The 26,307-nt window shown below is 60.4% G+C and carries 25 protein-coding genes; 11 read left to right on the top strand and 14 right to left on the bottom strand.

Annotation, left to right across the window (positions count from 1 at the left end; genetic code table 11):
* Nucleotides 1-55 precede the first annotated feature (55 nt).
* Nucleotides 56-1,240: a C17 cyclopropane fatty acid synthase CfaB gene (gene cfaB, locus M5B97_RS10705; RefSeq protein WP_134661139.1), complete on the top strand. Its 1,185-nt coding sequence runs from the start codon at nt 56-58 to the stop codon at nt 1,238-1,240.
* Nucleotides 1,241-1,315: 75 nt separating this feature from the next.
* On the opposite strand, the gene cls is transcribed toward cfaB, so the two are convergent.
* Nucleotides 1,316-2,755 carry a cardiolipin synthase gene (cls, locus tag M5B97_RS10700; RefSeq protein ID WP_134661160.1) on the bottom strand — a complete coding sequence of 480 codons (1,440 nt, stop codon included), beginning with the start codon at nt 2,753-2,755 and terminating at the stop codon, nt 1,316-1,318.
* A gap of 130 nt (nt 2,756-2,885) precedes the next feature.
* Here cls and M5B97_RS10695 point away from each other — a divergent pair, with 130 nt between their 5' ends.
* A complete protein-coding gene (locus tag M5B97_RS10695; protein WP_248731452.1) occupies nt 2,886-3,407 on the top strand; it encodes a DUF3617 domain-containing protein in 522 nt (173 codons plus the stop codon).
* Here the strand turns inward: M5B97_RS10695 and M5B97_RS10690 are convergent.
* The 7 genes from M5B97_RS10690 to folE2 are packed head-to-tail and all read right to left on the bottom strand — an operon-like array spanning nt 3,404 to nt 9,023.
* The gene (locus tag M5B97_RS10690; protein ID WP_248731451.1) at nt 3,404-4,741 is read right to left on the bottom strand and encodes a dihydroorotase; all 1,338 of its coding nucleotides are present in this window, start codon (nt 4,739-4,741) and stop codon (nt 3,404-3,406) included. The two genes, M5B97_RS10695 and M5B97_RS10690, sit on opposite strands and share 4 nt — an antisense overlap.
* Before the next feature lie 3 nt (nt 4,742-4,744).
* On the bottom strand, nt 4,745-5,305 hold the full coding sequence (locus M5B97_RS10685) for a carbonate dehydratase (protein ID WP_134661142.1): 561 nt from the start codon (nt 5,303-5,305) through the stop codon (nt 4,745-4,747).
* On the bottom strand, nt 5,302-5,715 hold the full coding sequence (hisI, locus tag M5B97_RS10680; protein WP_248731450.1) for a phosphoribosyl-AMP cyclohydrolase: 414 nt from the start codon (nt 5,713-5,715) through the stop codon (nt 5,302-5,304). The genes M5B97_RS10685 and hisI overlap by 4 nt, the downstream gene beginning before the upstream one ends.
* The gene (locus tag M5B97_RS10675; RefSeq protein ID WP_134661144.1) at nt 5,712-6,590 is read right to left on the bottom strand and encodes a metal ABC transporter substrate-binding protein; all 879 of its coding nucleotides are present in this window, start codon (nt 6,588-6,590) and stop codon (nt 5,712-5,714) included. The genes hisI and M5B97_RS10675 overlap by 4 nt, the downstream gene beginning before the upstream one ends.
* Nucleotides 6,591-6,601: 11 nt before the next feature.
* Complete coding sequence (locus tag M5B97_RS10670; protein WP_248731449.1) at nt 6,602-7,468, bottom strand: metal ABC transporter permease; 867 nt, start codon at nt 7,466-7,468, stop codon at nt 6,602-6,604.
* Entirely contained in the window at nt 7,468-8,136 is a 669-nt protein-coding gene (locus M5B97_RS10665) for an ATP-binding cassette domain-containing protein (protein ID WP_248731448.1), read from the bottom strand. The genes M5B97_RS10670 and M5B97_RS10665 overlap by 1 nt, the downstream gene beginning before the upstream one ends.
* Complete coding sequence (folE2, locus tag M5B97_RS10660) at nt 8,133-9,023, bottom strand: GTP cyclohydrolase FolE2 (RefSeq protein WP_248731447.1); 891 nt, start codon at nt 9,021-9,023, stop codon at nt 8,133-8,135. Before folE2 ends, M5B97_RS10665 begins: the two co-directional genes overlap by 4 nt.
* 128 nt (nt 9,024-9,151) lie before the next feature.
* On the opposite strand from folE2, the gene M5B97_RS10655 reads away from it, so the two are divergent.
* A complete protein-coding gene (locus tag M5B97_RS10655; protein WP_248731446.1) occupies nt 9,152-10,375 on the top strand; it encodes an N-acetylmuramoyl-L-alanine amidase in 1,224 nt (407 codons plus the stop codon).
* Here M5B97_RS10655 and M5B97_RS10650 read toward each other — a convergent pair.
* Complete coding sequence (locus M5B97_RS10650) at nt 10,372-10,740, bottom strand: glutamine synthetase (RefSeq protein ID WP_123716626.1); 369 nt, start codon at nt 10,738-10,740, stop codon at nt 10,372-10,374. The genes M5B97_RS10655 and M5B97_RS10650 overlap by 4 nt on opposite strands.
* Before the next feature lie 126 nt (nt 10,741-10,866).
* Here M5B97_RS10650 and dksA point away from each other — a divergent pair, with 126 nt between their 5' ends.
* From dksA to M5B97_RS10630, 4 genes are read left to right on the top strand one after another with little or no spacing between them, the layout of a single operon-like run.
* Nucleotides 10,867-11,271, top strand: a complete 405-nt coding sequence (gene dksA, locus M5B97_RS10645) for an RNA polymerase-binding protein DksA (RefSeq protein ID WP_248731445.1) — start codon at nt 10,867-10,869, stop codon at nt 11,269-11,271.
* A 27-nt stretch (nt 11,272-11,298) separates the two neighbouring features.
* A complete protein-coding gene (zigA, locus tag M5B97_RS10640; RefSeq protein WP_248731444.1) occupies nt 11,299-12,507 on the top strand; it encodes a zinc metallochaperone GTPase ZigA in 1,209 nt (402 codons plus the stop codon).
* Nucleotides 12,507-13,151, top strand: a complete 645-nt coding sequence (locus M5B97_RS10635) for a DUF1826 domain-containing protein (protein ID WP_248731443.1) — start codon at nt 12,507-12,509, stop codon at nt 13,149-13,151. Before zigA ends, M5B97_RS10635 begins: the two co-directional genes overlap by 1 nt.
* Before the next feature lie 44 nt (nt 13,152-13,195).
* The gene (locus M5B97_RS10630; RefSeq protein ID WP_248731442.1) at nt 13,196-14,158 is read left to right on the top strand and encodes a CobW family GTP-binding protein; all 963 of its coding nucleotides are present in this window, start codon (nt 13,196-13,198) and stop codon (nt 14,156-14,158) included.
* Here the strand turns inward: M5B97_RS10630 and M5B97_RS10625 are convergent.
* Complete coding sequence (locus M5B97_RS10625; RefSeq protein WP_060756613.1) at nt 14,152-14,547, bottom strand: DUF3301 domain-containing protein; 396 nt, start codon at nt 14,545-14,547, stop codon at nt 14,152-14,154. The genes M5B97_RS10630 and M5B97_RS10625 overlap by 7 nt on opposite strands.
* A gap of 117 nt (nt 14,548-14,664) precedes the next feature.
* Here M5B97_RS10625 and pdxY point away from each other — a divergent pair, with 117 nt between their 5' ends.
* Nucleotides 14,665-15,537, top strand: a complete 873-nt coding sequence (pdxY, locus tag M5B97_RS10620) for a pyridoxal kinase PdxY (protein ID WP_248731441.1) — start codon at nt 14,665-14,667, stop codon at nt 15,535-15,537.
* Here the strand turns inward: pdxY and M5B97_RS10615 are convergent, their stop codons facing one another.
* A complete protein-coding gene (locus M5B97_RS10615) occupies nt 15,538-16,020 on the bottom strand; it encodes an acyl-CoA thioesterase (protein WP_016978672.1) in 483 nt (160 codons plus the stop codon).
* A 290-nt stretch (nt 16,021-16,310) separates the two neighbouring features.
* Between M5B97_RS10615 and M5B97_RS10610 the strand changes: the two genes are divergently transcribed.
* Nucleotides 16,311-18,074: a cation:proton antiporter gene (locus M5B97_RS10610; RefSeq protein ID WP_123716620.1), complete on the top strand. Its 1,764-nt coding sequence runs from the start codon at nt 16,311-16,313 to the stop codon at nt 18,072-18,074.
* Between the two features lie 17 nt (nt 18,075-18,091).
* Here the strand turns inward: M5B97_RS10610 and M5B97_RS10605 are convergent, their stop codons facing one another.
* The 3 genes from M5B97_RS10605 to uvrD form a co-directional block, all read right to left on the bottom strand.
* Nucleotides 18,092-18,499: an SMI1/KNR4 family protein gene (locus tag M5B97_RS10605; RefSeq protein ID WP_123716619.1), complete on the bottom strand. Its 408-nt coding sequence runs from the start codon at nt 18,497-18,499 to the stop codon at nt 18,092-18,094.
* A gap of 135 nt (nt 18,500-18,634) precedes the next feature.
* Nucleotides 18,635-19,507 (bottom strand): Tim44 domain-containing protein, encoded by an 873-nt coding sequence (locus M5B97_RS10600; protein WP_123716618.1) that lies wholly within the window; start codon nt 19,505-19,507, stop codon nt 18,635-18,637.
* 270 nt (nt 19,508-19,777) lie between these two features.
* Nucleotides 19,778-21,961 (bottom strand): DNA helicase II, encoded by a 2,184-nt coding sequence (gene uvrD / locus M5B97_RS10595; protein WP_248731440.1) that lies wholly within the window; start codon nt 21,959-21,961, stop codon nt 19,778-19,780.
* A 278-nt stretch (nt 21,962-22,239) separates the two neighbouring features.
* Between uvrD and M5B97_RS10590 the strand changes: the two genes are divergently transcribed.
* On the top strand, nt 22,240-25,113 hold the full coding sequence (locus M5B97_RS10590) for a GGDEF domain-containing phosphodiesterase (protein ID WP_123716616.1): 2,874 nt from the start codon (nt 22,240-22,242) through the stop codon (nt 25,111-25,113).
* Nucleotides 25,114-25,276: 163 nt separating this feature from the next.
* On the top strand, nt 25,277-26,143 hold the full coding sequence (gene hexR / locus M5B97_RS10585) for a transcriptional regulator HexR (protein ID WP_003177007.1): 867 nt from the start codon (nt 25,277-25,279) through the stop codon (nt 26,141-26,143).
* Nucleotides 26,144-26,307: the final 164 nt, after the last annotated feature.

Here is a 26,307-nt window from a genome sequence, read left to right as displayed (position 1 = left end):
TGTCTTCTGATGGTCTACCCTCACTCCAGACGTCTGAAACAAGGGGGGACTACTCATGCTCGCGCAACTTCCACCGGCCTTACAGAATCTTCAGCTACCGCTGCGTCTTCGACTCTGGGACGGCCATGAATTCAACCTGGGCCCTGAGCCCAGTGTGACCATCGTGGTGAAGGACCCCACGGTCGTGTCCCAGCTGACCCATCCAACGCTCGACTTACTGGGCGAAGCCTTCGTCGAGGGCAAATTGGAGCTGGAAGGCTCCATCTCCGAGGTCATTCGGGTGTGTGACGAACTGAGTCACGCCCTGGTCGACGACGACGAGGGGAGTCGTCCGGTGCGCTCGATCCACGACAAGGCCACCGACGCAGCGGCCATTTCCTATCATTACGACCTGTCCAACGCGTTCTACCAGCTATGGCTGGATCAGGACATGGTGTACTCCTGCGGTTATTTCGAAACCGGCAGCGAATCCATCGACCAGGCCCAACAAGACAAATTTCGCCACCTGTGCCGCAAACTGCGGTTGCAGCCGGGTGAGTATTTGCTCGATGTAGGCTGTGGCTGGGGTGGGCTGGCGCGTTTTGCCGCACGGGAGTTCGGCGTCAAAGTGTTTGGCATCACCTTGAGCAAGGAGCAGTTGGCGCTGGCCCGGGAACGTGTGAGCGCCGAGGGCCTGGAAGACCAAGTGGACCTGCAACTGCTCGACTACCGTGACCTGCCGCAGGATGGCCGGTTCGATAAAGTGGTGAGCGTGGGCATGTTCGAACACGTCGGCCACGCCAACCTGGCGCAGTACTGCCAGACCCTGTTTGGCGCGGTACGTGAAGGCGGCCTGGTGATGAACCACGGTATTACCGCCAAGCACACTGACGGTCGCCCTGTCGGCCGTGGCGCCGGGGACTTCATCGAGCGTTATGTGTTCCCTAATGGCGAGTTGCCGCACCTGGCGATGATGGTGAAGGAGATCAGCGAAGTCGGACTGGAAGTGGTCGACGTCGAAAGCCTGCGCCTGCACTACGCGCGCACCCTCGACCACTGGAGCGAACGCCTGGAAGATAACTTGGAAGCGGCGGCGAAAATGGTGCCGGAGCAAGCGTTGCGTATCTGGCGGTTGTACTTGGCCGGCTGCGCTTATGCGTTTGCGCGGGGCTGGATCAACCTGCATCAGATCCTGGCGGTAAAACCCCATGCCGATGGCAGCCATGAACTGCCGTGGACGCGGGAGGATCTCTACCGCTGAGCCGATGTTCCACCGCAAGAAGATCCAGACGTGGGAGGGGGCAAAACCCCCTCCCACATTTTTTTGCGTCGTTTGTTAGAGAATCGGTGAGATCAACCGCGCGACCCGCATGCCCAGTTGTTGCAGGCGGCGCGTCTCGCGGCTTTCTTCTTGGCTGACTTCGTGGGCGAGGGCGAAGTCGTCCACCAGCATTCGTTCAACTTCGCCAGCAAACGCCTCATCCACCGTCAGTAACATCACTTCGAAATTCAGTCGGAAGGAACGGTTATCCATGTTCGCACTGCCGATGGCGCTGATTTCGCTGTCCACCAACACCACTTTCTGATGCAGAAAGCCCGGCGTGTAGCGGAAGACGCGCACTCCGGCGCGCACGGCTTCGATTGCGTAAAGGCTGGATGCGGCATAGACGATGCGGTGATCGGGACGCGACGGCAGCAACAGGCGTACGTCGACGCCGCGCAGCACGGCCAGGCGCAGAGCGGAAAAGACGGCCTCATCGGGGATGAAATACGGGCTGGTGATCCACACCCGCTCGGTCGCGGCGTGGATGGCTTCGACGAAAAACAGTGAGCAGGTTTCGTACGGGTCGGCGGGGCCACTGGCGAGTAATTGGCAGAGCACGCCGTCTTCGGGGTAGGCGTCCGGCAGAATCAGTGGCGGTAACTTGCGCGCGGCCCAGAACCAGTCTTCGGCAAACGACTCTTGCAGGCACGCAACCACCGGGCCGGTAACTTGCACATGGGTGTCGCGCCAGGGCGACAGCGGCGGTTTTTTGCCCAGGTATTCGTCACCGACGTTATGCCCACCGACAAACCCGGTGATGCCGTCCACCACTACGATCTTGCGATGGTTGCGGAAGTTGACCTGGAAACGGTTGAGCCAGCCGCCACGAGTAGCGAACGCCTTGACCTGCACGCCTGCGTCGCGCAGTGATTGCACGTAGTGATGGGGCAGGGCGTGACTGCCGATGCGGTCATATAGCACGTATAGGGTTACGCCTTGAGCTGCCTTTTCCTTCAGCAGGGCATGCAACTGTCTGCCCAGTTCGTCGTCATGGATGATGAAGAATTGGAACAGCACGGCGGTTTTGGCGTTGCGGATCGCGTCGAAGATTGCGCTGAAGGTGGCGTCGCCATTGATCAACAAGCGTACTTGATTGTTGGCCAGGCACGGCATGCGTCCCAGTTTGGGCATGGCACGCAGTGAAGCGTAGGCGCTGGAGTTGCGTGCGGCGAGGGCTTCTTCGACCCAGGGGCGCCAGTTCAGCTCGGTAATGGCGGCGTGCATTTCCTGGTTGGCCTGGCGGCGCGCCTGGATGTACGCGTCGAAGGTGCTGCGGCCGAAGATCAGGTAAGGAATCAATGTGAGATAGGGCATGAACATCAATGACAACGCCCAAGCGATCGAGCCTTGGGCGGTCCTGACGGTCAGCACCGCATGGATCGCGGCGAGGGTCCCGAGAAAATGCAGCGTGGCAATGAAGTAGGCGAGCAGGTGCGGGCCAAAGAAATCCATGAACGACATATCTCCAGGCAATCGAGTGCCTAACAGACCATGAACGGCTGCGAATGTCGCTATTTTATTTGCCGTGCAACACTGGCGCCTCTGCGGCGTCTAACGCCCACAATTACCCAGGAGTTACTCGATGAATGCTCGTCTGCTTGGTTTGGCCATGGTTGTTGGATTGTCGCTGCCCGTGGCGGCTCAGGCGCAGATGCTGGCGCCGGGGTTGTGGGAACTGACCACCAGCAATATGAAAGTTGATAACCAGGACCTGCCGGACCTTTCGCTGATCCTCGGTCAGCTCAAGCAACAGATGACGCCCGAGCAACGTGCGATGCTGGAAAAACAGGGCATCACCATGGCCGGTAAAGGCGTGCAGGTATGCCTCACTCCCGCCCAGGTCGCGTCCGATTCGATCCCGCTGACCGACCCGCAGTCGGGTTGTAAGCAGGAAGTGACCGACAAGACCGGCAACCAGTGGAAATTCCGTTTCAGCTGCCCGAAAGCCCAAGGCAGTGGCATCGCCACCTTCCAGAGCCAGAAGGAATTCACCACCACCGTCAACGGCACCTTCAATGCCACGGGTATCCAGCAGAAGGGCAGCCTCGACACCCACGCCCAGTGGCTGGGCAACGATTGCGGTACGGTCAAACCTCGCGCTTAACGCAAAAAGTGCAGGGGCAAGCCCTGGCAACTGTCGACGACCTGGCCTCGGTGCCACGCCAGATGGCCGGACACCAATGTGGTGCTGACGCTGTGGCGAAAGCTGCGTTCGGCGAACGGCGTCCAGCCGCAGCGGGCCAGGATAGGTTGGGTTTTGACGGGCTTGCCTTCAGGCTCGGGTTGGATCAACACCAGATCGGCCCAATAGCCTTCGCGTAGATACCCACGTTCAGGAATGGCAAACAGGTCAGCCACCCGGTGGCTGGTCTTTGCCACCAGCGTAGTCAGCGGCAGGTGCCCGTCAGCCACCAACTCCAGCAACGCCGGCAACGCGTGCTGCACCAGCGGCAACCCGGCCGGCGCTTCGCGATAGGCAAGCGTTTTCTGCGCCCAGGTATGCGGTGCATGGTCGGTGCCGATGACATCCAGACGATTACTCAACAAGGCCAGGCGCAGGGCATCGCGATCGGCGCGGGTCTTGATCGCCGGGTTGCATTTGATCTGGTGGCCGAGGCGGTGATAGTCGCGGTCATCGAACAGCAGGTGGTGCACGCAGACCTCGGCGGTGATGCGTTTTTCGGCCAAGGGTTTGTCTTCGAACAGATCCAGCTCGAGGGCGCTGGTCAGGTGTAACACGTGTAACCGCGTACCGTGACGTTGGGCCAACTCCACGGCAAAAGAAGATGAGCGATAGCAGGCTTCGGCATCGCGGATCAGCGGGTGGGCAACGGCGGGAATCCGTTCACCGAAGCGTTCACGCAGGCGCTGTTCGTTGGCCAGGATGCTGGGCGTGTGTTCGCAGTGGGCCAGCAGGATGGTCGGTACTTCGGCAAACAGCCGCTCCAGGAGACGAGGGTCGTCCACCAGCATATTGCCGGTGGAGGCGCCCATGAACACTTTGACCCCGGCGACTTCCCGTGGGTCGAGGGCGGCCACGGTATCGAGGTTGTCGTTGCTCACACCAAAGTGAAAGCCGTAATTGGCCACCGAATTCAAGGCGGCGCGGCGCTTTTTATCGGCCAGCGCCTCCAGAGTCAGTGTGGCAGGGTGGGTGTTGGGCATGTCCATGAAGCTGGTGATGCCACCGGCCACCGCCGCGCGGGACTCGCTGTAGAAACTGCCTTTGTCCGGGGCCCCAGGTTCGCGAAAGTGCACTTGGTCGTCGATCATGCCCGGCAGCAGCCATTGACCCTGGGCGTCGATTTCCACCGGTTCGTTGCAGCCTTCAATGCTGCCGGCGATTTTCTCGATACGACCATTGGCAACCAGTATATCGGCGTCGAACTCCACGCCTTCATTGACCAGGCGGGCATTGCGAATCAGCAGGCGGCTCATGGTTCAGAACTCGTTTTGCAGGGCTTTGTAACCCAGCACCAGGTCGACGTTGGTGCGGGCTACATCTTCGGAAAACTCAGACGCGCTGACACTCACCGGCGGGAACTGCGACAGGTCGGTGTTGGGTCCGATGCGGGTGGTGGACGGCACGTAGAAGGCCGCGGGCAAGTCGCGTCCGTCGACCACTGAGTTGTGGCGCACCACACAACCGTCGCCCACGACGCAGTTGAACAGCACGCTGTTGAAGCCGATGAACACCCGATTGCCGACGGTGCAGGGGCCGTGGACGATGGAGCGATGCGCAATGGAACTGAACTCACCAATGGTCACCGCCGCGCCGGATTTAGAGTGGATGACTACGCCGTCCTGGATGTTGGAGTTGGCGCCGATGGTGATCGGGTCCATGTCGCCAGTCGCGTCGACTTCGTCGGCACGGATGACGGCATAGGGGCCGACGAACACATTCTCACCGATGATGACTTTGCCGCAGATGATTGCGGTTTTGTCGACGTAGGCCGATTCGGCAATCACTGGCAGATCGCCGGAAGGGTTCTTGCGGATCATGCTGCAGGCTCCGTAATGATATGAACGTAATTGCCGTCGATGGCGTTGTAGAAGCAAGTCGGCCGGCCGGTGTGGCAGGCCGGGCCTTGTTGATCGACGATCAGCAGTACGGCGTCGCCGTCGCAATCCAGGCGCGCTTCGATCAACTGCTGCCAGTGGCCGGAGCTTTCGCCTTTGCGCCACAGCTGTCGGCGCGAACGCGACCAGTAGCAAACCTGACCGGTGGACAGGGTTTCGTCGAGGGCCTGGCGGTTCATCCAGGCCAGCATCAACACCTCGCCAGTGCCGTGTTGCTGGGCGATGGCGGCAATCAGGCCATCGCTGTTCCACGGCAGAGCATTCAGCACAAGGTTGAGTGGGAAGCGGCTGCCAAGGGCAGCCTTTTCCAGATCGAGCATGCTCAACGTCATGGTTTGCTCAGGGCGGCGCACAGGGTGTTGAGGTTGTATTCGAACAGCCCGGTGAAGGTGCTGGCCGGGCCTTCTGCGGCGAGGGCGTCGGAGTACAGGGTGCCGCCGATCTGCGCGCCGCTTTCGTCTGCGATCTGCTTGAGCAGGCGCGAGTCCTTGATGTTTTCCATGAACACGGCCTTGACCTTGTCTTTGCGGATCTGGGTGATCAGCGCGGCGACTTCGGCGGCCGAAGGTTCACGTTCAGTCGACAGACCTTGCGGTGCCAGGAACTGGATGCCATAAGCCTGGCCCAGGTAGCCGAAGGCGTCATGGGAGGTGACGATACGACGGTTGCCCGCCGGCAGTGCGCCGAACTTGGTCTTGGCTTCGGCCAGCAGGCGGTAGATTTCTTTCAGGTACGCCTGGCTGTTGTGCAGGTAGTCGGCCTTGTTGGCCGGATCGGCCGCCACCAGCGCCTTGGTGATGTTGTTCACGTAGATTTCGGCATTGGCCAGGTTGTGCCAGGCGTGCGGGTCGGGGATGGTTTCGCCGTCTTCTTCCATCGTGTGGGAGATCACACCTTTGCTGGCGGTGACGACGGTGGCCTTGGTTTCGGTGCTGGTTACCAGGCGGTCCAGCCAGGGTTCGAAACCCAACCCGTTCTTGATGATCAGCCTGGCCTTGAGCAGCGCCTTGGCATCGTCCGGGGTGGGTTCGTAGGTATGGGCGTCGGCGTCGGGGCCGACCATGTTGCTGATCTGGATGTGATCGCCGCCGATCTGGTGGGTGATGTCATCAAGGATACTGAAGCTGGTAACCACCTGGAGTTTATCGGCAGCCTGGGCCATCGACAGCGGTAGCAGCAGACTGAACAGCACGAGTAGAGCGCGCATCGGGAAACACCTCATTGGGATGTAAGCGAAGGTGGGCGGCGCAGCAAACCGTGCACCGGACCGAAGACCACGGACAGCAGATACCCGCCGCCAGCCACCAGCACGATGGCCGGGCCGCTGGGCAGCGAGTAGTAAAACGACAGCAACAGGCCCAACCACACCGACAGGCATCCCAGTGCCGCCGAGACTGCGATCAACACGGGCAGGCGCCGGCTCCAGAAGCGTGAAGCAATGGCCGGCAACATCATCAGACCCACTACCATCAGCGCGCCGATGGCCTGGAAACCGATCACCAGGTTCAGCACCACCAGGGTCAGGAACAACCCGTGTGCGAGGGGGCCGAGGCGGCTGACGGTTTGCAGGAACAGTGGGTCGAGGGTGTCCAGCAGCAGCGGCTTATAGATCAGTGCCATGGCGATCAGGCTGAAACCGGAGACCCAGAGCATGCCGGTCAAGGTGGTTTCATCCACGGCCAGGGCAGAGCCGAACAGCAGGTGCAAGAGGTCCAGGCGCTTGCCGGCGATGCCGAGAATCAACACGCCGGCGGCGAGTGAGATGGGGTAGATGGCGGCGAGGCTGGCGTCTTCACGCAGGCCGGTGCGGCGGGTAATCCATGCGGATAAGCCGGCCATGCCCAGACCTGCACCGAGGCCGCCGATGGTCAGGGCGGGCAGGCTGAGCCCGGCGAACCAGAAGCCGAGAGCGGCGCCAGGCAGGATGCCGTGCGCCACGGCGTCGCCGATCAGGCTCATGCGTCGCAGTATCAGGAATACACCGAGCGGCGCGGTGCTGCAGGCGAGCACCAGCCCGCCGATCAGTGCACGGCGCATAAAAACGAAGTCATGGAAGGGCATCCACAGGTGGGCGGCGAAGTGCATCAAGCCACCTGCATGTGCGGTTGCGGGCGGATCAGCTCTTTACTTGGCCCGTACACGCAGCCGGTGCTTTTGATTTGCACCACGTGTTGAGTGTGATGGCGCACGGAGGCGAGGTCGTGACAAACGATCACCACGGTGCGGCCTTCATCGTGCCAGGCGTGTACGTGTTTCCAGCACAGGGCCTGACCTTCTTCATCGAGCGCTGCGTGGGGTTCATCCAGCAGCAATACCGGCGCTTCAGCCAGGCTCATGCGGGCGAGCAGGGCGCGCTGCAATTCGCCACCCGACAACGCCATCAATGGGCGGTGTTCAAGGCCGCCGAGGCACCAGTCTTCCAGTACCGCTTGCAGGCGTTGGCTGCGCTGCTCCGGGGTGAGCCTGGTGCCCCAGAAGCCGGCCGCGACTAACTCTTGCAGGCTGATGGGGAACTGGCGATCGAGGTGTTGTTGCTGAGGCAGAAACGACAAGCCGCCGCGGCGTGGGACATCCACGGTGACTTTTCCCGCCAGCGGCTTTTGCAGGCCGGCGATGACTTTGAGCAGGCTGCTTTTTCCAGTGCCGTTGGCACCAATGATTCCGGTCAGACTGCCTTTTGCCAGCGTCAGATCAACGGCGGGAGTCAGTGGCTGGCCGGGGGCGCCCCAGCGCAAAGCGGTGCAGGTGATCATGCAGAATGTCTCGTCCAACGGCTTTCAGCCACGGCATCGTGCGCGTGCAGGCTTTCGGCGTGGATCACTTTGAGGTGGAAGGCTTTGACGGCATCCGAGCGTTTCAAGGCGAGGTTCAGGCGGCGGGCGGCGTCTTCGCAGAACATCAGGTTCTGCCCGTTGGCCAGTGCGAAGGCTTGTTCGTCCGCGCGTTTCACAGCGGTTTGTACGGCGGTGCCAAGGGCGGCTTCCGCGTCGTTGATCAGGTCGGTCAACGGCAGATGGTCGCCTTGCAGTTGGACGTGCAGTTGCGCGGTGCTGCGTTGGCTGTGGGGGGTGGCGACGATGCCGTTGGCGCTGCCGAGCCAGGTCAAGACGTCCTCATGCTGCAACGGTGTATTGGCAAAGTCTTCAAGAAATTGCTGCTGAATCAACTGCCTGGCGAGGGCAGCTGAGCATGGGCAGGTTGACGAGTAGGTAACGTCAATTTTTAGTTCCACGTGGAACATCTGGTTTTCCAGACGCGCTTCGATGCACATGGGATAGCTTTTCCAGCCAGCCAATGGACTGACCAGTGCCGGGCGTTTCAGCATGAGATCGGTGTGAATACGCAGGTAAGCGTTCTTAGATAATCCTTCATGACTGTCGAGAAAACGTTGAAGTACATTACGCAGAAGTGCAGGTGTAAGAAGCTGCTGATCCAACATTTCCAGAGCCAGGTACAAGCGTGACATGTGAATGCCACGGGCCGAGCCATCGTCCAGGCTGACGCCGGCGTCAGCCGTAGCGGTAAGGCGCTGGCCGTCGATAAGGACGGGCAAGGCGATGCCGCACATGCCCACCCAGTCGAGTGGCAAGGCTTGGCGTGAAGCCTGCGCGGCGATATCCGGCAGAGTCAGCGCATTCATGAGCAGATCCATCGTTGGAAATAAAAAGACATGTTATATTATAACTATTGAGTCGACGATGATTTTTCTGCATCCGTGTTTCTTTAGTCAAGTCGAGCAGGGACGCTCCTTCATTTGCGGTATTTGCCATGCACAGACGTCAGCTCCTTAACCTGCTGTTGGTCAGTCCTCTGTTCACCTTGCCTTTGGGGGCTTTCGCCACGCAGATTCGCAATGCGCGCCTATGGCGCTCGGACGACAAACTGCGACTGGTGCTGGATCTCAGCGGTCCGGTGCAATACAAGACTTTTTCCCTGACCTCGCCGGAACGCGTGATCATCGACCTGAGCGGTGCCGGGCTCACGGGTGATTTTTCTCAGCTGGTGTTGAAAAACAGCGGGATCACTTCGATCCGCTCCGGGCATTTCGGCAAAAACGACACACGCATCGTGCTGGATCTGGCCACGCCGATGCAGCTCAACAGCTTTGTATTACCGCCGCAGGATGGGCAGGGGCATCGCCTGGTGCTGGACCTGACCAATGCCACCCGCGCACCTCGGCAAATTGCCGCAGAAACGGTGCCCCCAGCGATCGCATCAACGGCGACAGCAGATAAAGCGCATCCCAAGCGTGACATCATCGTGGTGGTGGACCCCGGCCACGGCGGCAAAGATCCGGGTGCCATCGGCTCCAAAGGCCAGCGCGAAAAAGACGTGGTGCTGTCCATTGCCCAATTGCTGGCTAAACGTTTGAAGCGCGAGAAGGGCTTCGCCGTGAAACTGGTGCGCAATGACGACTTCTTTGTGCCGCTGCGCAAGCGCGTGGACATCGCCCGTCAGCACAAGGCCGATATGTTCATCTCGGTGCATGCCGATGCCGCGCCACGGCTGACGGCCTCGGGGGCGTCGGTGTATGCGCTGTCTGAAGGCGGCGCCACATCTGCCACGGCGCGCTTCATGGCTCAGCGCGAAAACGGCGCGGACCTGCTCGGCGCCACCACGTTGCTCAATCTCAAGGACAAGGACCCGATGCTGGCCGGGGTTATTCTTGATATGTCGATGAACGCCACCATTGCTTCCAGTCTGCAATTGGGCAGCTCGGTGTTGGGCAGCCTGCAAAGCATCACGACGCTGCACCAGAAGCGCGTGGAGCAGGCCGGGTTTGCGGTGCTCAAGTCACCGGATGTGCCATCGATCCTGGTGGAGACCGGGTTTATCTCCAACACTCAAGACGCCCAACGGCTGGTGACGGCACGTCATCAACAAGCGGTGGCGGATGGCCTGTTCGAAGGCTTGAAAAAATACTTCCAGAAGAATCCGCCGATGAACAGCTACATGGCCTGGGTTCAGGAACAGAAGAGCGGCCAGGTCTAACAGCCGGTGATGCGGCTGCACGTGAACTTGGCGCTGGCGCCACCTGAACTGGAGAACCGGTTGATGGTGGTCCAGCCCACACGCCGCGTGTAGCCGACCCATGCCTCACCATCGGACGCCAACCCGGTAAAGAACGTCAGCTGCCCATAGCGGCTGTTGGTTTGCGCCCAATAGCGTTTGCCGATCACCTCGAAACCCCGCAAATACGTGGTGCTGCCGACAGTCGCCACGCTGTAGGCGTTCCCCAATGGGTCCACACAGGCCAGCAAGTTGGCGCTGCGCGTGCAGTTGGCCAACAGGCTCGGTGCTTGAGCACAGGCTTGGCTTGCCGCAGCCAATAACAGGACGCACACCAGGTGTTTCATCGGGCCTTCTCGTAGCAAGAACGTGCTCCAGCATCATGCCCTTCGTCGTGACGAGCAAGGGGGATTGGCTTATTTGTGTTGTTATACTATAACATTAAAAACCGCCTGCCCCGTGAACCGTTTCCCATGACTGAGCAAGACCTCCTGGCCCAATCGTCCGCCGATTACATGAATGAGGCCCAACAAGGCTTCTTCCGCAGGCTGTTGCTCGCCCAGCGCAACGAGCTGCAAGCGCGTATCGATGCCGAGTTCCTGGCGCTACGTGAGCAGGAAACCAACAGCGACCCGGCAGATGTCGGCAGCGCCGAAGAACAGCGCCAATGGCAACTGCGCCTGCTGGAGCGGGAAAAGAAGCTGCTGGACAAGATCGACGACGCCCTGGAGCTGCTGGCCCGCGGCGAATACGGCTGGTGCCGTGAAACCGGCGAGCCTATTGGCCTGCAACGCCTGCTGCTGCGCCCAACCGCCACCCTGTGTATCGAAGCCAAAGAACGTGAAGAGCTGCGCGAACGCCATAAACGGGCGATTTGACCGGCCTCCCTTTATGAGGATTACCTGATGATCAACCGTCTCCCCGTTACTGTGTTGTCCGGCTTTCTCGGCGCCGGTAAAAGCACGCTGCTCAACTATGTCCTGCGCAACCGCGAGAACCTGCGGGTAGCGGTGATCGTCAACGACATGAGCGAAATCAACATTGATGGCAGCGAGGTTCAGCGTGACGTCACGCTCAATCGTTCCGAAGAAAAACTGGTGGAAATGAGCAACGGCTGCATCTGCTGCACCTTGCGTGAAGACTTGCTGGAAGAAGTCGGAAAACTCGCCAAGGAGGGGCGGTTCGATTACTTGTTGATCGAATCCACCGGTATTTCCGAACCGTTGCCCGTGGCGGAAACCTTCACCTTTCGCGATGAAAACGAGCAAAGCCTGGCCGATATTGCCCGCCTGGACACCATGGTCACCGTGGTGGACGGCGTGAACTTCCTGCTCGACTACCAGGCTGCCGAAAGCCTGGCTTCACGGGGCGAAACCCTGGGCGAAGAAGACGAGCGCTCCATCACCGACCTGCTGATCGAGCAGATCGAATTCGCTGATGTGATCCTGATCAGCAAAATCGACCTGATCAGCAGTCGCGAGCGCGAAGAGCTGATCGCCATTCTTGAACGCCTGAATGCCCAGGCGGAAATCATCCCGATGGTCATGGGCGAGGTGCCGCTACCGAAGATTCTCAACACCGGGCGCTTCGACTTCGAGCGCGCCTCCCAGGCGCCGGGCTGGTTGCAGGAAATGCGCGGTGAGCATGTGCCGGAAACGCAAGAGTACGGCATCGCCTCCACGGCTTACCGCGCACGTCGTCCGTTTCATCCGCAGCGTTTTTTCGATTTTATCGATCGCCCGTGGGTCAACGGCAAGCTGTTGCGCTCCAAAGGCTTTTTCTGGCTGGCCAGCAAACATCGGGATGCGGGCAGTTGGTCCCAGGCGGGAGGCTTGATGCGCCATGGTTTTGCCGGTCGCTGGTGGCGTTTTGTGCCGAAAAGCCAGTGGCCTCAAGATGAAGAAAGCATCGCGGCGATCATGGGCAACTGGCAATTGAGCACCGGCGACTGCCGCCAGGAGCTGGTCTTCATCGGACAAAACATTAACTTTGCCCAGATGCGCGCAGAGCTGGACGCGTGCCTGCTCAGCGATGAAGAAATGGCCCTGGGCGTCGAAGAGTGGCGCCAACTGCCCGACCCCTTTGGCCCTTGGTATGAGGAGGCCGCCGCGTGATGCTCGCCTCGGTTATCCCGTCGCGGCCCGTCATCCGTCAGACCCGCGGCGAAACGCCGCTGGTGCTGTCCGACATTCTCGAAGACGGCGTCAATCTGGCGGTGTGGCAGCGCCAGTTACCGCTGCACATCGCTGAATTTGGTGCTTTGCTGGTGGCGCTCGATGAGCCGTTGGCCGAGTCTTTGGTGATTGAGCTCAGCCACGAGAACGCCGTGCCGAACGTGCAGGGTTTGGCGTCCAGTTGCCGCGATCTGGAAGGCTATGAAGGATTTATCGCCGATGTGTCGTGGCTGGTCGACGCGTTTGCGTGTCTGTTGGGGGCCAGGCGGATTGGCGTACGCCTGCGGCTATTGGACAAGGCTATGTGCCCACGCTTTCACGTCGACCACGTGCCGGTGCGACTGATCACCACCTATGCCGGGATCGGTAGCCAATGGTTGCGTGAAGGGGAGATGGTCCGCCTCAAGTTGGGCCAGCCGGAGGCCGAGCCCGTTAAGCGCTTCGAGCAGCTTCACTGTGGCGAAGTCGCCCTGCTCAAGGGCACTAAATGGCACGGTAATGAAGGCCACGGTTTGATTCACCGCTCGCCAGCGCTCAATGCAGATGAGCGACGGTTGATCCTGACGCTGGATTGGCTTGCATAAGCGCGTAGGATCAAGCTCTCTACACGGTCTGAATGATGCCACTCATGCTGCAGAACATTCCCACCCATGTGATTGCCGGGCCTTTAGGGGCCGGCAAGACCAGCCTGATCAAGCACCTGCTCGCCCAGCGTCCGGCCAACGAGCGTTGGGCTGTATTGATCAACGAGTTTGGGCAGATTGGCCTGGACGCGGCGTTGCTCACCCAGGATGACGATGGCATAGCCCTGGGCGAAGTGGCCGGAGGCTGCCTGTGCTGTGTGAACGGGGCACCGTTTCAAGTGGGCCTGGGCCGTTTGCTGCGTAAGGCCAAGCCGGATCGGTTGTTTATAGAGCCCTCGGGCCTGGGCCATCCCGCTCAGTTGCTCAAGCAACTGCGGGAGGCCCCTTGGCAGCAGGTGCTGGCGGTTCAACCCTGTGTGCTGGTGCTGGACGCCCAGGCGTTGGCGGCGGGCAAAGCCTTGCCTGACGCGCAACGAGAAACACTGGCCAATGCCGGGCTTCTGGTCTTGAACAAGGATGAGTCGCTGGATGCCGCTCAGCGCAACGCCATTGAGCGGCAATTACCCGGCTGCGCGCTTTATTGGACACGGCAGGCGCAAATGCCGTTGACGCAATTGCCAGGTCTGAATGCAAAAGCTGCTACGGCTGTGGGTAACTTCGAAATACCCAAAAGCCTGGCGCAAATGCTGGCCATCTGGAGCGATCCCGCACTGCCTATTTGCCTGAGCCAGTCCCAAGAGGGCGGTTGGAGCATCGGTTGGCGCTGGCATCCAAGCCAGCAATTCAATACGCAGCGTCTGCATCACTGGCTGGCAAGCCTTGATTGGCGACGTGCCAAGCTGGTTATCCACAGCCTTGAAGGGTGGGTCTCGGCTAACGCTGTGGATAACAGCTCATTTGCTTGGCAGCCCAGCGAGTGGCGTCGCGATTCACGTATGGAATTGATTTTCAGCGAACCACAGGACGTAGCCGCGTTGCAGACGGCCCTGGCCGCCTGCCGTCAGTGACGATGCTTGGTGGCATGGTCCTGACGCCACTGGCTCAGCTCGATCACTTCGGCGCTGGGCAGTGGTGTTTTGATCTCGAACGGGTAGGGTGCCAGTTCGATCTGGGCGCTGTGGGCGCCAAACTGGGTAATGGTCCCGGGATGACGGGTTTCCCCGGTCACGGTGAACTCAAAGTTATAGATCCGTGCCAGACGGCGCCGACCATTGGCATCCTTCACAAAGCCGATGCGTTTTAATGCCACCGCGCCATCGAGCAGCTCGATGTCGAGCTTGGCGCAATGCTGTTTAACCCGCTCCAGTGCCCGCTCGCGCAGGCCGTGGTTGTGCCATACCCAGGCGGCACCGGTCGCCAGCAGCATCAACACGAAGATGTTTCCCAGGGTCAGCATGCGATGAACTCCAACAAAGTGAGAGCAGCTTAACTGTGTCGCTGGTCTGTCGTACAGGCTGCGTTTAGCCGCATACTGCGCGGCCAGAATTTCAATGGCTTTACGGAAATCTCCCGCATGAAACGCACACCTCATCTGCTTGCGATCCAGTCTCATGTGGTCTTTGGCCACGCCGGAAACAGCGCCGCCGTATTTCCCATGCAGCGGGTCGGAGTGAATGTCTGGCCGCTCAATACGGTGCAGTTCTCCAACCACACTCAGTATGGCCAGTGGGCAGGAGAAGTGTTGGCGCCGCAGCAAATTCCGGCGCTGGTGGAAGGTATTGCCGCGATTGGTGAGCTGGGTAACTGCGACGCCGTGCTGTCTGGCTACTTGGGCAGTGCCGATCAGGGTCGTGCGATTCTCACAGGTGTGGCGCGCATCAAGGCCATCAACCCCAAGGCCCTGTACCTCTGCGATCCAGTGATGGGGCATCCGGAAAAAGGCTGCATCGTGCCTCAGGAAGTCAGCGATTTCCTGCTGGATGAAGCTGCAGCCATGGCCGACTTCCTGTGCCCCAACCAACTGGAGCTGGACAGCTTTGCCGGGCGCAAGCCGCAATCGCTGTTCGATTGCCTGGGCATGGCCAAGGCGTTACTGGCGCGAGGGCCCAAGGCGGTGCTGGTCAAGCACCTGGATTACCCGGGCAAATTGCCGGATGGCTTCGAGATGTTGCTGGTTACTGCTGACGGCAGCTGGCACCTGCGTCGGCCGTTGTTGGCTTTCCCACGCCAGCCGGTGGGCGTGGGTGATCTGACGTCCGGGCTGTTCCTGGCGCGGGTGTTGTTGGGCGACAGCCTGTTGGCTGCCTTTGAGTTCACGGCGGCAGCGGTGCATGAAGTGCTGCTGGAAACCCAGGCCTGCGCCAGTTACGAGTTGGAACTGGTGCGAGCCCAGGATCGTATCGTTCATCCGCGGGTGCGCTTCGAAGCGACACCGATCGAACTTTGATCAGGCGTCAGCCTTGATTTCCTGATAGCGCTTTTCCAGCTCCTGGCGAATCTGCCGACGCTGCTGGGCCTGCACGAACCGGCGTTTGTCTTCGCTGTTCTGGGGCTGCAGCGGCGGTACGGCGGCAGGTTTGCGCTGGTCGTCCACGGCCACCATGGTGAAGAAGCAACTGTTGGTGTGGCGCACCGAGCGCTCGCGGATGTTCTCGGTCACCACTTTGATGCCCACCTCCATTGAGGTGTTGCCGGTGTAGTTGACCGAGGCGAGGAAGGTCACCAGCTCGCCGACATGGATCGGTTCGCGAAAAATCACTTGGTCGACCGACAGCGTGACGACATAGCGACCGGCATAACGGCTCGCGCAGGCGTAAGCCACTTCGTCGAGGTACTTGAGCAGGGTGCCGCCGTGGACATTGCCTGAGAAGTTGGCCATGTCAGGGGTCATCAATACCGTCATCGACAGCTGGGCGTTTCCGGGTTCCATAGCACACTCACGGGTTGTAGGCATCGGTTGGGGGGCACCTCTGCGGGTGCTGAAATCTTTGCAGCGCTCTCCCTAACGGGACGCCGGCGGGCGGCTCGCCGTCACGCCGGGACCGATCTGTTTCCATATATTGCACCGGCTTTCTGCCGGAAGTCGCGGTGTTAACCTTCAAAAGCCCGTCTCAGGGCATTTCTTACGATCAAGGCAGACTTTTCCTCCCGTTTTTTACGACTGTTCAAAGCGTGGGCGGAAGTGGGAAAAGCGCCGGTACCCTCAAGGAGTCCCTCGCCATGCACGCCATCAGCTTTATTCAGGATCTGGCCGTGATCATGCTGGTGGCAGGGGTTGTCACCATCCTGTTTCACCGGCTCAAGCAACCGGTGGTGCTGGGGTACATCGTAGCCGGCTTTATCATCGGCCCTCATACCCCGCCGTTCGGCCTGATCCACGACGAAGACACCATCAAGACTCTGGCCGAGCTGGGGGTGATCTTCCTGATGTTCTGCCTGGGCCTGGAGTTCAGCCTGCGCAAGCTATTCAAGGTGGGCGCCACGGCGTTTATCGCGGCCTTCCTGGAGATCATTCTGATGATCTGGATCGGCTACGAAATCGGCCGCTGGTTTGACTGGAGTACCATGGACTCGCTGTTCCTGGGCGCCATCCTGGCGATCTCCTCGACCACCATTATCGTCAAGGCGCTCAATGACCTGAAGATGAAAAACCAGCGTTTCGCTCAACTGATCTTTGGTGTGCTGATCGTTGAAGACATCCTCGGCATCGGCATTATCGCCTTGTTGTCGAGCATTGCCGTCAGTGGCACGGTCAGCTCCGGCGAGGTGTTCTCCACCGTCGGCAAACTCTCACTGTTCATGATTGTTGCGCTGGTCATCGGTATTTTGCTGGTGCCGCGCCTGCTGGCCTATGTGGCCAAGTTCGAAAGCAACGAGATGCTACTGATCACCGTGCTGGGCCTGTGCTTCGGCTTCTGCCTGCTGGTGGTAAAGCTTGAGTACAGCATGGTGCTGGGGGCGTTCTTGATTGGTGCGATCATGGCCGAATCCCGGCAGTTGCTTAAGATCGAGCGCCTGATCGAACCTGTTCGCGACATGTTCAGTGCAATCTTCTTCGTCGCCATCGGTTTGATGATCGACCCGCACATTCTGCTGCAATACGCCTGGCCGATCGCGGTGATCACCGTGGCCGTTGTGCTGGGTAAGATGCTGTCCTGCGGCCTGGGTGCTTTTATCGCCGGCAATGATGGCCGCACTTCATTGCGAGTGGGCATGGGGCTGTCACAAATTGGCGAGTTTTCCTTCATCATCGCGGCGCTGGGGATGACGCTTCAGGTGACCAGCGATTTCCTGTATCCAGTAGCCGTGGCGGTATCGGCGATCACTACGCTGCTCACGCCTTACTTGATTCGCGGGGCCGACCCACTGTCGTTGAAGATTGCCGCGGTAATGCCCAAGCGCCTGAGCCGGGTATTCGGGATGTATGGCGAATGGCTGCGCAGCATTCAGCCTCAAGGTGAAGGCGCGATGCTGGCGTCGATGATCCGCAAGATCATCCTGCAGGTGGGAGTGAACCTGGCATTGGTGGTGGCGATCTTCTTCGCCGGTGGCTTTTTTGCAGCACGTATCGGTGGGTATCTGGAGGGTTGGATCAGTGATCCAAGCTGGCAGAAGGCATTGATCTGGGGGGGCGCGTTGTTGCTGTCGTTGCCGTTTTTGATTGCGGCCTATCGAAAGCTCAAGGCGCTGTCGATGTTGCTGGCTGAGATGAGCGTAAAGCCGGAGATGGCCGGGCGGCATACGCATCGCGTGCGACGGGTGATCGCCGAGCTGATCCCGATCCTGTCGTTGCTGGTGATCTTTCTGCTATTGGCAGCCTTGTCGGCCAGTATCCTGCCGACCAACAAGTTGCTGGTACTGATCGCCGTGGTCACGGCGGCAGTCGCGGCGGTGCTCTGGCGGTGGTTCATCCGCGTGCATACGCGGATGCAGGTCGCCTTGCTGGAGACGCTGGATAACCACAAGGATACGCCGGAGCACTAGAGACCAGGGAGCAGGGCTCAGCTTTCCAGCCAGACATCCCGCGCCCAGTGCCACACCGACTCCCAGGACTCTTCGGTGACAAGCTCTTCTTCGCCGGACCATAGCACCACGGTGCCGTCTTCTTCGACGCAGTAGTAGTCGTCACCATCCTGGCAGATCGGGATCAATTCGCGCGGTACGCCAATGTCCCAGGCCGTTGCCGCCACCTCAGGCAAGTAGGTGTGGGAGCCCGGATCAGTGATGGTCACCGGCTCCAGGCTGCCATAGACCACGTCGCTGACGGTCAGCAGAAACTCTTTGAAGACAAACGGAATGTTGATGAACAGCTGTTCTTCGACTTCTACCAGTTGGTCTTCGTCTGGCAATTCCAGAGGAACCGGGACCGGTTCATTGGCTTCACGCAATTGTTCGATGATTTCTTCCACGGCCGGGATCCTCTTGCTAGATGGCGCGGTTTATAGAGGCGTTTTATACAGTAGCTCGCTATAAGTGCAACCGTGAAATAGAAAACCCCGGAACATGTCCGGGGTTTTATTACCAGGTGCTTGAACGCGCAGCTATCAGCCGTTCTGGCGGATACCGGCGACCAGCCAAGGCTGGTTGTCGCCCTGGGCGCGTTCCATGTTCCAGCTTTCGCTGAACACTTCGCCCTGGTCGAAGCGCGAGGTCTTCGACACACCGCTGAAGGTCAGGGTGGCGATGGTCTTGTCGGCGCGATCATCCACACCTTCCAACTGTACGCGCAGGTCATCGATGTAGGTCGATTGGAAGCCGTCGCCCAGGTCGGCGCGTTCGCGCTTGAGGAACTCCAGCAGTTGCGGGGTCACGAACTCGGCAATCTTGTCCATTTCGTTGGCGTCCCAGTGTTGCTGCAGGGACTGGAAGTGGTTGCGCGCGGCTTCGACGAAGCGTTCTTCGTTGAACCAGGCCGGTGCATTGATGACCGGACGGGCGGCCGCAGGCGCTGCCGAACCGCCGAAGATCGAACCCATGGCCGGTTTTTGTTCGAACACTTCACGCTGCATCGGCGCGCCGGCCGGGGCCAGGTGCTCCTGCTGCTTGCGTCGACGGGCGGCGATGAAGCGGAAGATCACGAAGGCGATGAGCGCCATGATCAGGATGTCGAAGATCTGCATGCCTTGGAAGCCGCCGCCCATGAACATGGAAGCGAGCAGGCCGCCGGCGGCGATACCGGCCAGCGGGCCCAACCAGCGCGAAGCACCGCCGGCCTTGGCAGCAGCGCCTGCGGCACCGGCTGCACCAGCGGTTGCGGCAGCGCCGCCCATGCCACCGGCGGATGGAGCCATCTGACTGGTCTGGTGAGTCGGTGCCGAGCCCATGCTTTTGCCGCCACCGAAGCGTTTGGCGTTGGCGTCGAGGCTCATCGTCAAGCCGATGCACAACGCCATGGCGATGCTAAGAAAACGTTTCATAAAGGGAATTCCCATTTGTGGATTGCACGCGCGCCATGTTGCACAGGTGTCGTGACAGTGGCTAGCGACATAATGTTTCGGGCTTTTGCGTAAGACCGATTCAGAATGGTCTGTAGGACTAGTTACTAATATTGGCCCGCGCTCGCTAAATACAAGGGCGGGCCAATAACCTTCATGTAACGCGGCGTTTCATCATGCTGGCTTTATGTGGCGAGGGCGCTTGCTCCCGTTGGGGCGCGTTTTGCCAGGCGCCCTCGCCATATAAGGGTTTCAGATTGCTTCTAGCTTCGCGTAACCCATCATCAGCCACTTGCTGCCTTCGGCGAAATTCACCTGCACCCGGGCCTGGGCGCCGGCACCTTCGAAGTTGAGGATCACGCCTTCGCCGAAGATCGCATGTTTGACCTGCTGGCCCAGGCTGAACGGTGTTTCCGGAATCTCGGAACCTGCAAACATGCTGCTGGAGTTCTGTTGCTGGCCGCCGCCGAACGGCCGGCTGACGCTGTTGGACAGGCGCACTTCCTGGATCAGCCCCTTCGGTACCTCGCGTACGAAGCGTGACACCTTGTTGTAGGTCTCACTGCCATACAGGCGTCGGGTCTCGGCATAGCTCATCACCAGGTTCTGCATGGCGCGGGTGATGCCCACATAGGCCAGGCGGCGCTCTTCCTCCAGGCGGCCGGGCTCTTCCAGGCTCATCTTGTGCGGGAACAGGCCTTCTTCCATGCCCACCAGGAACACATACGGGAATTCCAGGCCCTTGGCGCTGTGCAAGGTCATCAACTGGATGCTGTCTTCATGCTCATCGGCCTGGGTATCGCCCGCCTCGAGCGAAGCATGGCCGAGGAACGCGGCGAGCGGGGTCAGCTCTTCTTCGTCTTCGGTGTTTTCGAAGGCGCGTGCGGCGCTGACCAGTTCCTCAAGGTTTTCTACCCGAGCCTGGCCTTTCTCGCCTTTTTCCGCTTCGTGATAGGCGATCAGCCCCGATTGTTCGATCACGGTCTGGGTCATCAAGTGCAGTGGCATGTCTGCACACTTGGCGGCCAGGTTCTCGATCAGCTCGACAAACGCGCCCAACGCACTGGCGGCGCGGCCTGTGAGGCCTTTATTGGCGGTCAGCAGGCGCATGGATTCCCACATCGACACATCGGCATGGCGCGCGTGGTCGCGGATCGCTTCGACGGTTTTTTCGCCGATGCCGCGGGCCGGTATGTTGATTACCCGCTCCAGCGCCGCATCGTTCCCACGACCTTCCAGCAGGCGCAGGTAGGCCATGGCGTTCTTGATTTCTGCCCGTTCGAAGAAGCGCTGGCCGCCATAGATGCGGTACGGGATACGTTCGCGCAGCAACGCTTCTTCCAGTACCCGCGATTGGGCGTTGGACCGGTACAGAATCGCAATGTCGCTGCGTGCCAGGCCGGTTTTCAGCGCACTTTCGATAGTTTCCACCACGTAACGCGCTTCATCGTGCTCGTTGAACGCAGCGTACAGGTTGATTGCCTCGCCTTCGCCGCCATCGGTCCACAGCTCTTTGCCCAGGCGTCCGGTGTTGTTGGCAATCAAGGCGTTGGCGGCCTTGAGGATACCGGCGGTAGAGCGGTAGTTCTGCTCCAGGCGGATGGTGACTGCGTCCGGGAAGTCTTCGGAATACTGGTAGATATTCTCGATTTTCGCGCCACGCCAACCGTAGATGGACTGGTCGTCGTCACCTACCACCATCAGGCTGTCGCCACCTTTGGCCAACAGGCGCAACCAGGCGTACTGCACGGCGTTGGTGTCCTGGAACTCGTCCACCAGGATGTGACGGAAGCGTTTCTGGTAATGTGCCAGCAACCCCGGGTTGTCACGCCACAGGTCGAGGGCGCGCAGCAGCAGCTCGGAGAAGTCGATAACACCGGCGCGTACACAGGCCGCCTCATAGGCTTCATAAATACTGCGCATGGTGGCCAGGAACAAATCGCCGCTGGCCTGGATATGTTGCGGGCGCAAGCCCTCGTCTTTCTGGCCGTTGATGAACCATTGCGCCTGTCGCGCCGGCCAACGCTGTTCGTCGAGGCCCAGCTCACGGATCACCCGCTTGACCAGGCGTTGCTGGTCGTCGCTGTCGAGGATCTGGAAGGTCTGGCTCAGGCCCGCCTCCTGCCAGTGTGCCCGCAACAGGCGGTGCGCCAGGCCGTGGAACGTGCCCACCCACATGCCCGCCGGGCTGATCCCCATCAACTGCTCGATGCGGTGGCGCATTTCGGCAGCGGCCTTGTTGGTGAACGTCACCGACAGGATGGAATGCGGGGACGCGTTCTCGACCTGGATCAACCAGGCGATACGGTGCACCAGCACTCGGGTTTTACCGGAGCCAGCCCCGGCCAGGACCAACTGACGGCCAACGGGGGCCGCTACGGCCTGGCGTTGGGCATCGTTGAGGGAGTTCAGCAAAAGAGAGAGATCATCGCGCATCGGCGCATTCTAGGGTGCCGGGGGGAGACGGGCAAATCCCATTGCCGGATGGTCGACGCAAAGCCTGGGGCGCAGCGACGGCCGGTCGGCATTCCGTCGTGGGGGATGACCGGTTGGTCATGGGCCGCAACCCGCGCAGCGTCTCGCTCAAGCTGTCTGGCCCGGATGTTTGCGCATAAATAACAAGCGACTTTTATGACAGGGAGCAGTTTGGCCCAGGCGTTTGCTTGTGTATGCTCCGTCGACGTTTCGGGCTCACCATTATAAGAACACTGCCTATGATTCTCAGCACCGACCTGCTCGGCACCTCGGCGGCGCCCGCGCAGGTTATCCGTAAACACTATGCAACCGAGATGGCGGTCGAACGTACGCGTCTGTTGTATCAGGGCTCTCTGCTGCCCACCTTGTTGATGCTGGTCAACGGCCTGGTCTGCGCCTGGCTGTTATGGAGCCCCAAGCAATACGTGTTGGACAGCATCTGGCTGGTCTGGCTGCTGGCCCTGGTGGCGCTGCGCGTAATCCAGGTGGCGGCCTTTGAGTCGGCCATGCCCAGCCGCCAGGCTCAGCCGATCTGGCGACGCATGTTCATGCTCGGCTCGGCGGTGAGCGGTCTGACCCTGGCCACTGCCGCCATTGCCCTGGTGCCGACGGACAGCTTTGTGCAACAGGCCTGGGTGTTCGGCCTGCTTGGTGCCGCGACGTTGTCGGCCAGCGTGGCCTATGCCGTGAGTCTGCCGGCGTTTCTGTCGTTTGCCATGCCGTGCCTGGTGCCGCCCATCCTTTACCTGTTCTGGAGCGGCGGTCCGCAACAGCAAGGCTGGGGTGTGCTGGGCCTGATCCTGCTGGCGTCCTTGAGCCTGGTCGCCTGGCAGGTCAACCGCCTGATCCAGCACGGGTTGCTGCGACGCTTCCAGAACCAGGCCCTGATCGAGCACCTGCAGCAGGCGCAGCAACGCAGCGAGCAGTTGAATCAGGAGTTGGTACGCGAAGTCGAGCAGCGCCGCCAGGTTGAGCAGGAACTGCGCGAAGCCCAGACCGGCCTGCAAGACCGTGTGGCACAACGCAGCCAGGAACTGGGCGCTGCCAGCCTCGCCCTGACCAAAAGCGAAGCGCGCCTGGCCTTGGCCTTGCAGGCCAGCGAGCTGGGCCTCTGGGACTGGAACCTGCAAACCGACGAAGTCCACCACACCCAACTCAAAGAGCTGTTCGGCCTGGAACCCGAGTACGTCACGGCGATGCTCAGCCACCTGAAGCCGCGCCTGCATCCCGAGGATTTGCCGCTGCTCAAGCGCGCCCTGGTGGAACACCTGAAAGGCCGCAGCGAGGACTATCAGGTGCAATACCGTGTGCGTCACGGCGACGGCCATTGGGTGTGGATCGAAGACCGTGGTCGTGCCGTGGAATGGGCTTTGAGCGGGCGGGTGACGCGCATGCTCGGTACTCGCCGCGATATCAGTGCCGACAAGGCGCTTGAAGAACAGCAGCGCCTGGCTTCGACCGTATTCGAAGCCGCCAGCGAGGGCATTGTGATTCTCGACCCCGACTATGTGTTGATCGCGGTGAACCAGGCGTTCAGCCGAGTCACCGGCTTTGAAATCGACGACATGATCGGCCGTAATTTCGTGGAGTTACCCTGCAGCCGCGATGTGCGCCGTCACTTCCCGGTGATCCGCCAGGCTCTGCTCAGTCACGGCACCTGGCAGGGTGAACTGGTGGAAACGCGCAAGAACGGCGAGCTGTATCCGCAATGGCTACAGCTGAACGTCGTACGTGATGTTCGTGGAAAAGTCAGTCATATCGTTGGCTTCTTCGCCGATTTGTCGGCGCGTCGCGAATCCGAGGAGCGTATGCGCTACCTCACCCACTACGATGAGTTGACCGGCCTGGCCAACCGCTCGCTGTTTCGCGAACGCCTGCGCGAGGCCCATGTGCGGGTACGCCAGGGCGGGCGCAGCCTGGCACTGCTGCATATCAATCTGGATCGCTTCAAGCTGCTCAACGACAGCCTGGGCCATGAAGTCGCCGACCAATTGCTGCAAAAAATAGCGCGTCGGTTGATCAACGCCTTGCCCGAGGCCGATACCATTGCGCGCCTGTCCGGTGACGAGTTCGCGGTGCTGTTCGATGCCTACGGCAACCTGTCGAGCCTGGCGCGGGTGGCCACCCGTCTGCTGGCCAAGCTGCGCGTGCCGGTGACGGTGGAAGGGCACGAGTTGGTGGTCAGTGCCTCGATGGGCGTCAGCCTATTGCCGGATAGCGCACGGGAAATTTCCGCGTTGGTCAGCCAATCGAACATGGCCATGCAGCACGCCAAGCACTTGGGCGGCAATAACTTCCAGTTCTATACCGACAGCCTGCAAGCCAGCACCCTGGAGCGATTGCAGCTGGAAAACCAGTTGCGCAAGGCCATCGACGAGCGTCAGCTCACGGTGTTCTACCAGCCGAAACTGTGCCTGGCCACTGGCAACCTGAACGCTGCCGAAGCGCTGGTTCGCTGGGAGCATCCGCAGTGGGGCATGGTGCCGCCAGCGGATTTTATCGGCTTGGCTGAAGAGACGGGGTTGATCACACCGCTGGGCGAATTCGTACTGCGCCAGGCGTGCTGGCAAGCGTGCGAGTGGCAGCGTCAGGGCCTGGCGCCGATTCGGGTGTCGGTGAACCTGTCGGTGCACCAGTTGCGCCAGGGCAAGCTGGTCAGCCTGGTACGCCAGGTGCTGGAGGAAACCGGTCTGGACCCGCAATACCTCGAACTGGAACTGACCGAAAGCCAGTTGCTCGACAGCGTCGAACACATCATCGCCACCTTCCAGCAACTGCGGGACTTGGGTGTGAAGCTGGCCATCGATGACTTCGGTACCGGTTACTCGTCCCTCAGCTACCTCAAGCGTATCCCGGTGGACTATGTGAAGATCGACCAGGCGTTTATTCGCGGCCTTGGTCAAGGCCGTGAAGACGCCGCGATTACCCGCGCAATCATCGCCATGGCACATGGGTTGTCGTTGAAAGTGGTGGCCGAGGGTGTGGAGGACCAGCAGCAGCTCGAGTTTCTGCGAGCGGAGCGTTGCGACGAAGTGCAGGGCTACCTGATCAGTCGGCCGATGCAGGCGCAAGGGCTGGCAGAGTTGTTACGGAAAAATGCAGATTTTCCTTAGCCACAGCGAGTGCGTTTTTGTGGCTACCAAAATACCTGCCCTTTGATTCAGAGGGCAGCAGGGCGATTTAGTGATGCATCGGACGGGCAAAACGGCAATTCTTGTAGTATAACTACAAGCTTGCTACATCCCTGGCGTCTGCCAATAACAAGAGTCCTGTCCTTTGAACCTGTTGCAACATATCGCCCAGTCGCGCCACCTGTTACGCAAATCGGAACTCAAGGTTGCCGATCATGTGCTGCTTGACCCTGCGGCCGTGATGCACAGTTCCATGGCCGACCTGGCTCACAGTGTGGGGATCAGTGAGCCGACCATCGTGCGCTTCTGCCGCGCAATCGGTTGCTCCGGGTTCCAGGACTTGAAACTCAAGCTGGCCCAGAGCCTGGCGGCCGGCGCGAGCTTCGGGCAGTTTGCGATCCACGAAGATGACTCCGTCGCCGACTACAGCCTGAAGATTTTCGACACCACCTTGCACACGTTGATGGAGGTGCGCGAGAAGCTCGACCCGGTGGAGTTGCAAAAGGCGGTGACCGCCATGTCCCAGGCCCAGCGTGTCGAGTTCTATGGCTTTGGTGCTTCCGGTGCCGTTGCCGCTGACGCCCAGCACAAATTCTTCCGTCTGCTGCTCACCGCCGCGGCCTACAGCGACCCGCATATGCAGGCCATGTCGGCCGTGACGTTGAAGCCTACCGACGTGGCCATCTGCATTTCCCAGTCAGGCCGTTCCAAAGACCTGTTGATCACCGCCAACCTGGTGCGCGAAAGCGGCGCTTCGCTGATCACCCTGTGCCCGAGCCAGACGCCATTGGCGGAGTTGTCTACGGTCAACCTGGCGATCGATGTGCACGAAGACACCGAAATCTACACCCCGCTGACCTCGCGTATTGCTCACCTGGTGGTGATTGATGTGCTGGCGATGGGCGTAGCCATGGCGCGTGGGCCGAGCCTGGTCAACCACCTCAAGAGTGTGAAGCGCAGTTTGCGCAGCCTGCGGTTGTCGCCCAAGTCCGTCAAAGCCCTCGACGACTGACCCTCGGCCTTGCTCGGCCAATTTGGGAGGGGTCTGCCCCGAATGCCAGTTTAAGGCGGAGCATAGTCACTGTGGCGAGGGAGCTTGCTCCCGTTGGACTGCGTAGCAGGCCCAGTCTTTTCAAGCCCAAAGCTGGGGCCGCTTCGCGACCCAACGGGAGCAAG

This window comes from Pseudomonas sp. MWU13-2517, from assembly GCF_023242545.1.
In the GTDB taxonomy this organism is placed as follows: domain Bacteria; phylum Pseudomonadota; class Gammaproteobacteria; order Pseudomonadales; family Pseudomonadaceae; genus Aquipseudomonas.
The sequence above is the reverse complement of the archived record's forward strand: the minus strand, read 5'-3'. Positions and strand labels throughout refer to the sequence as shown.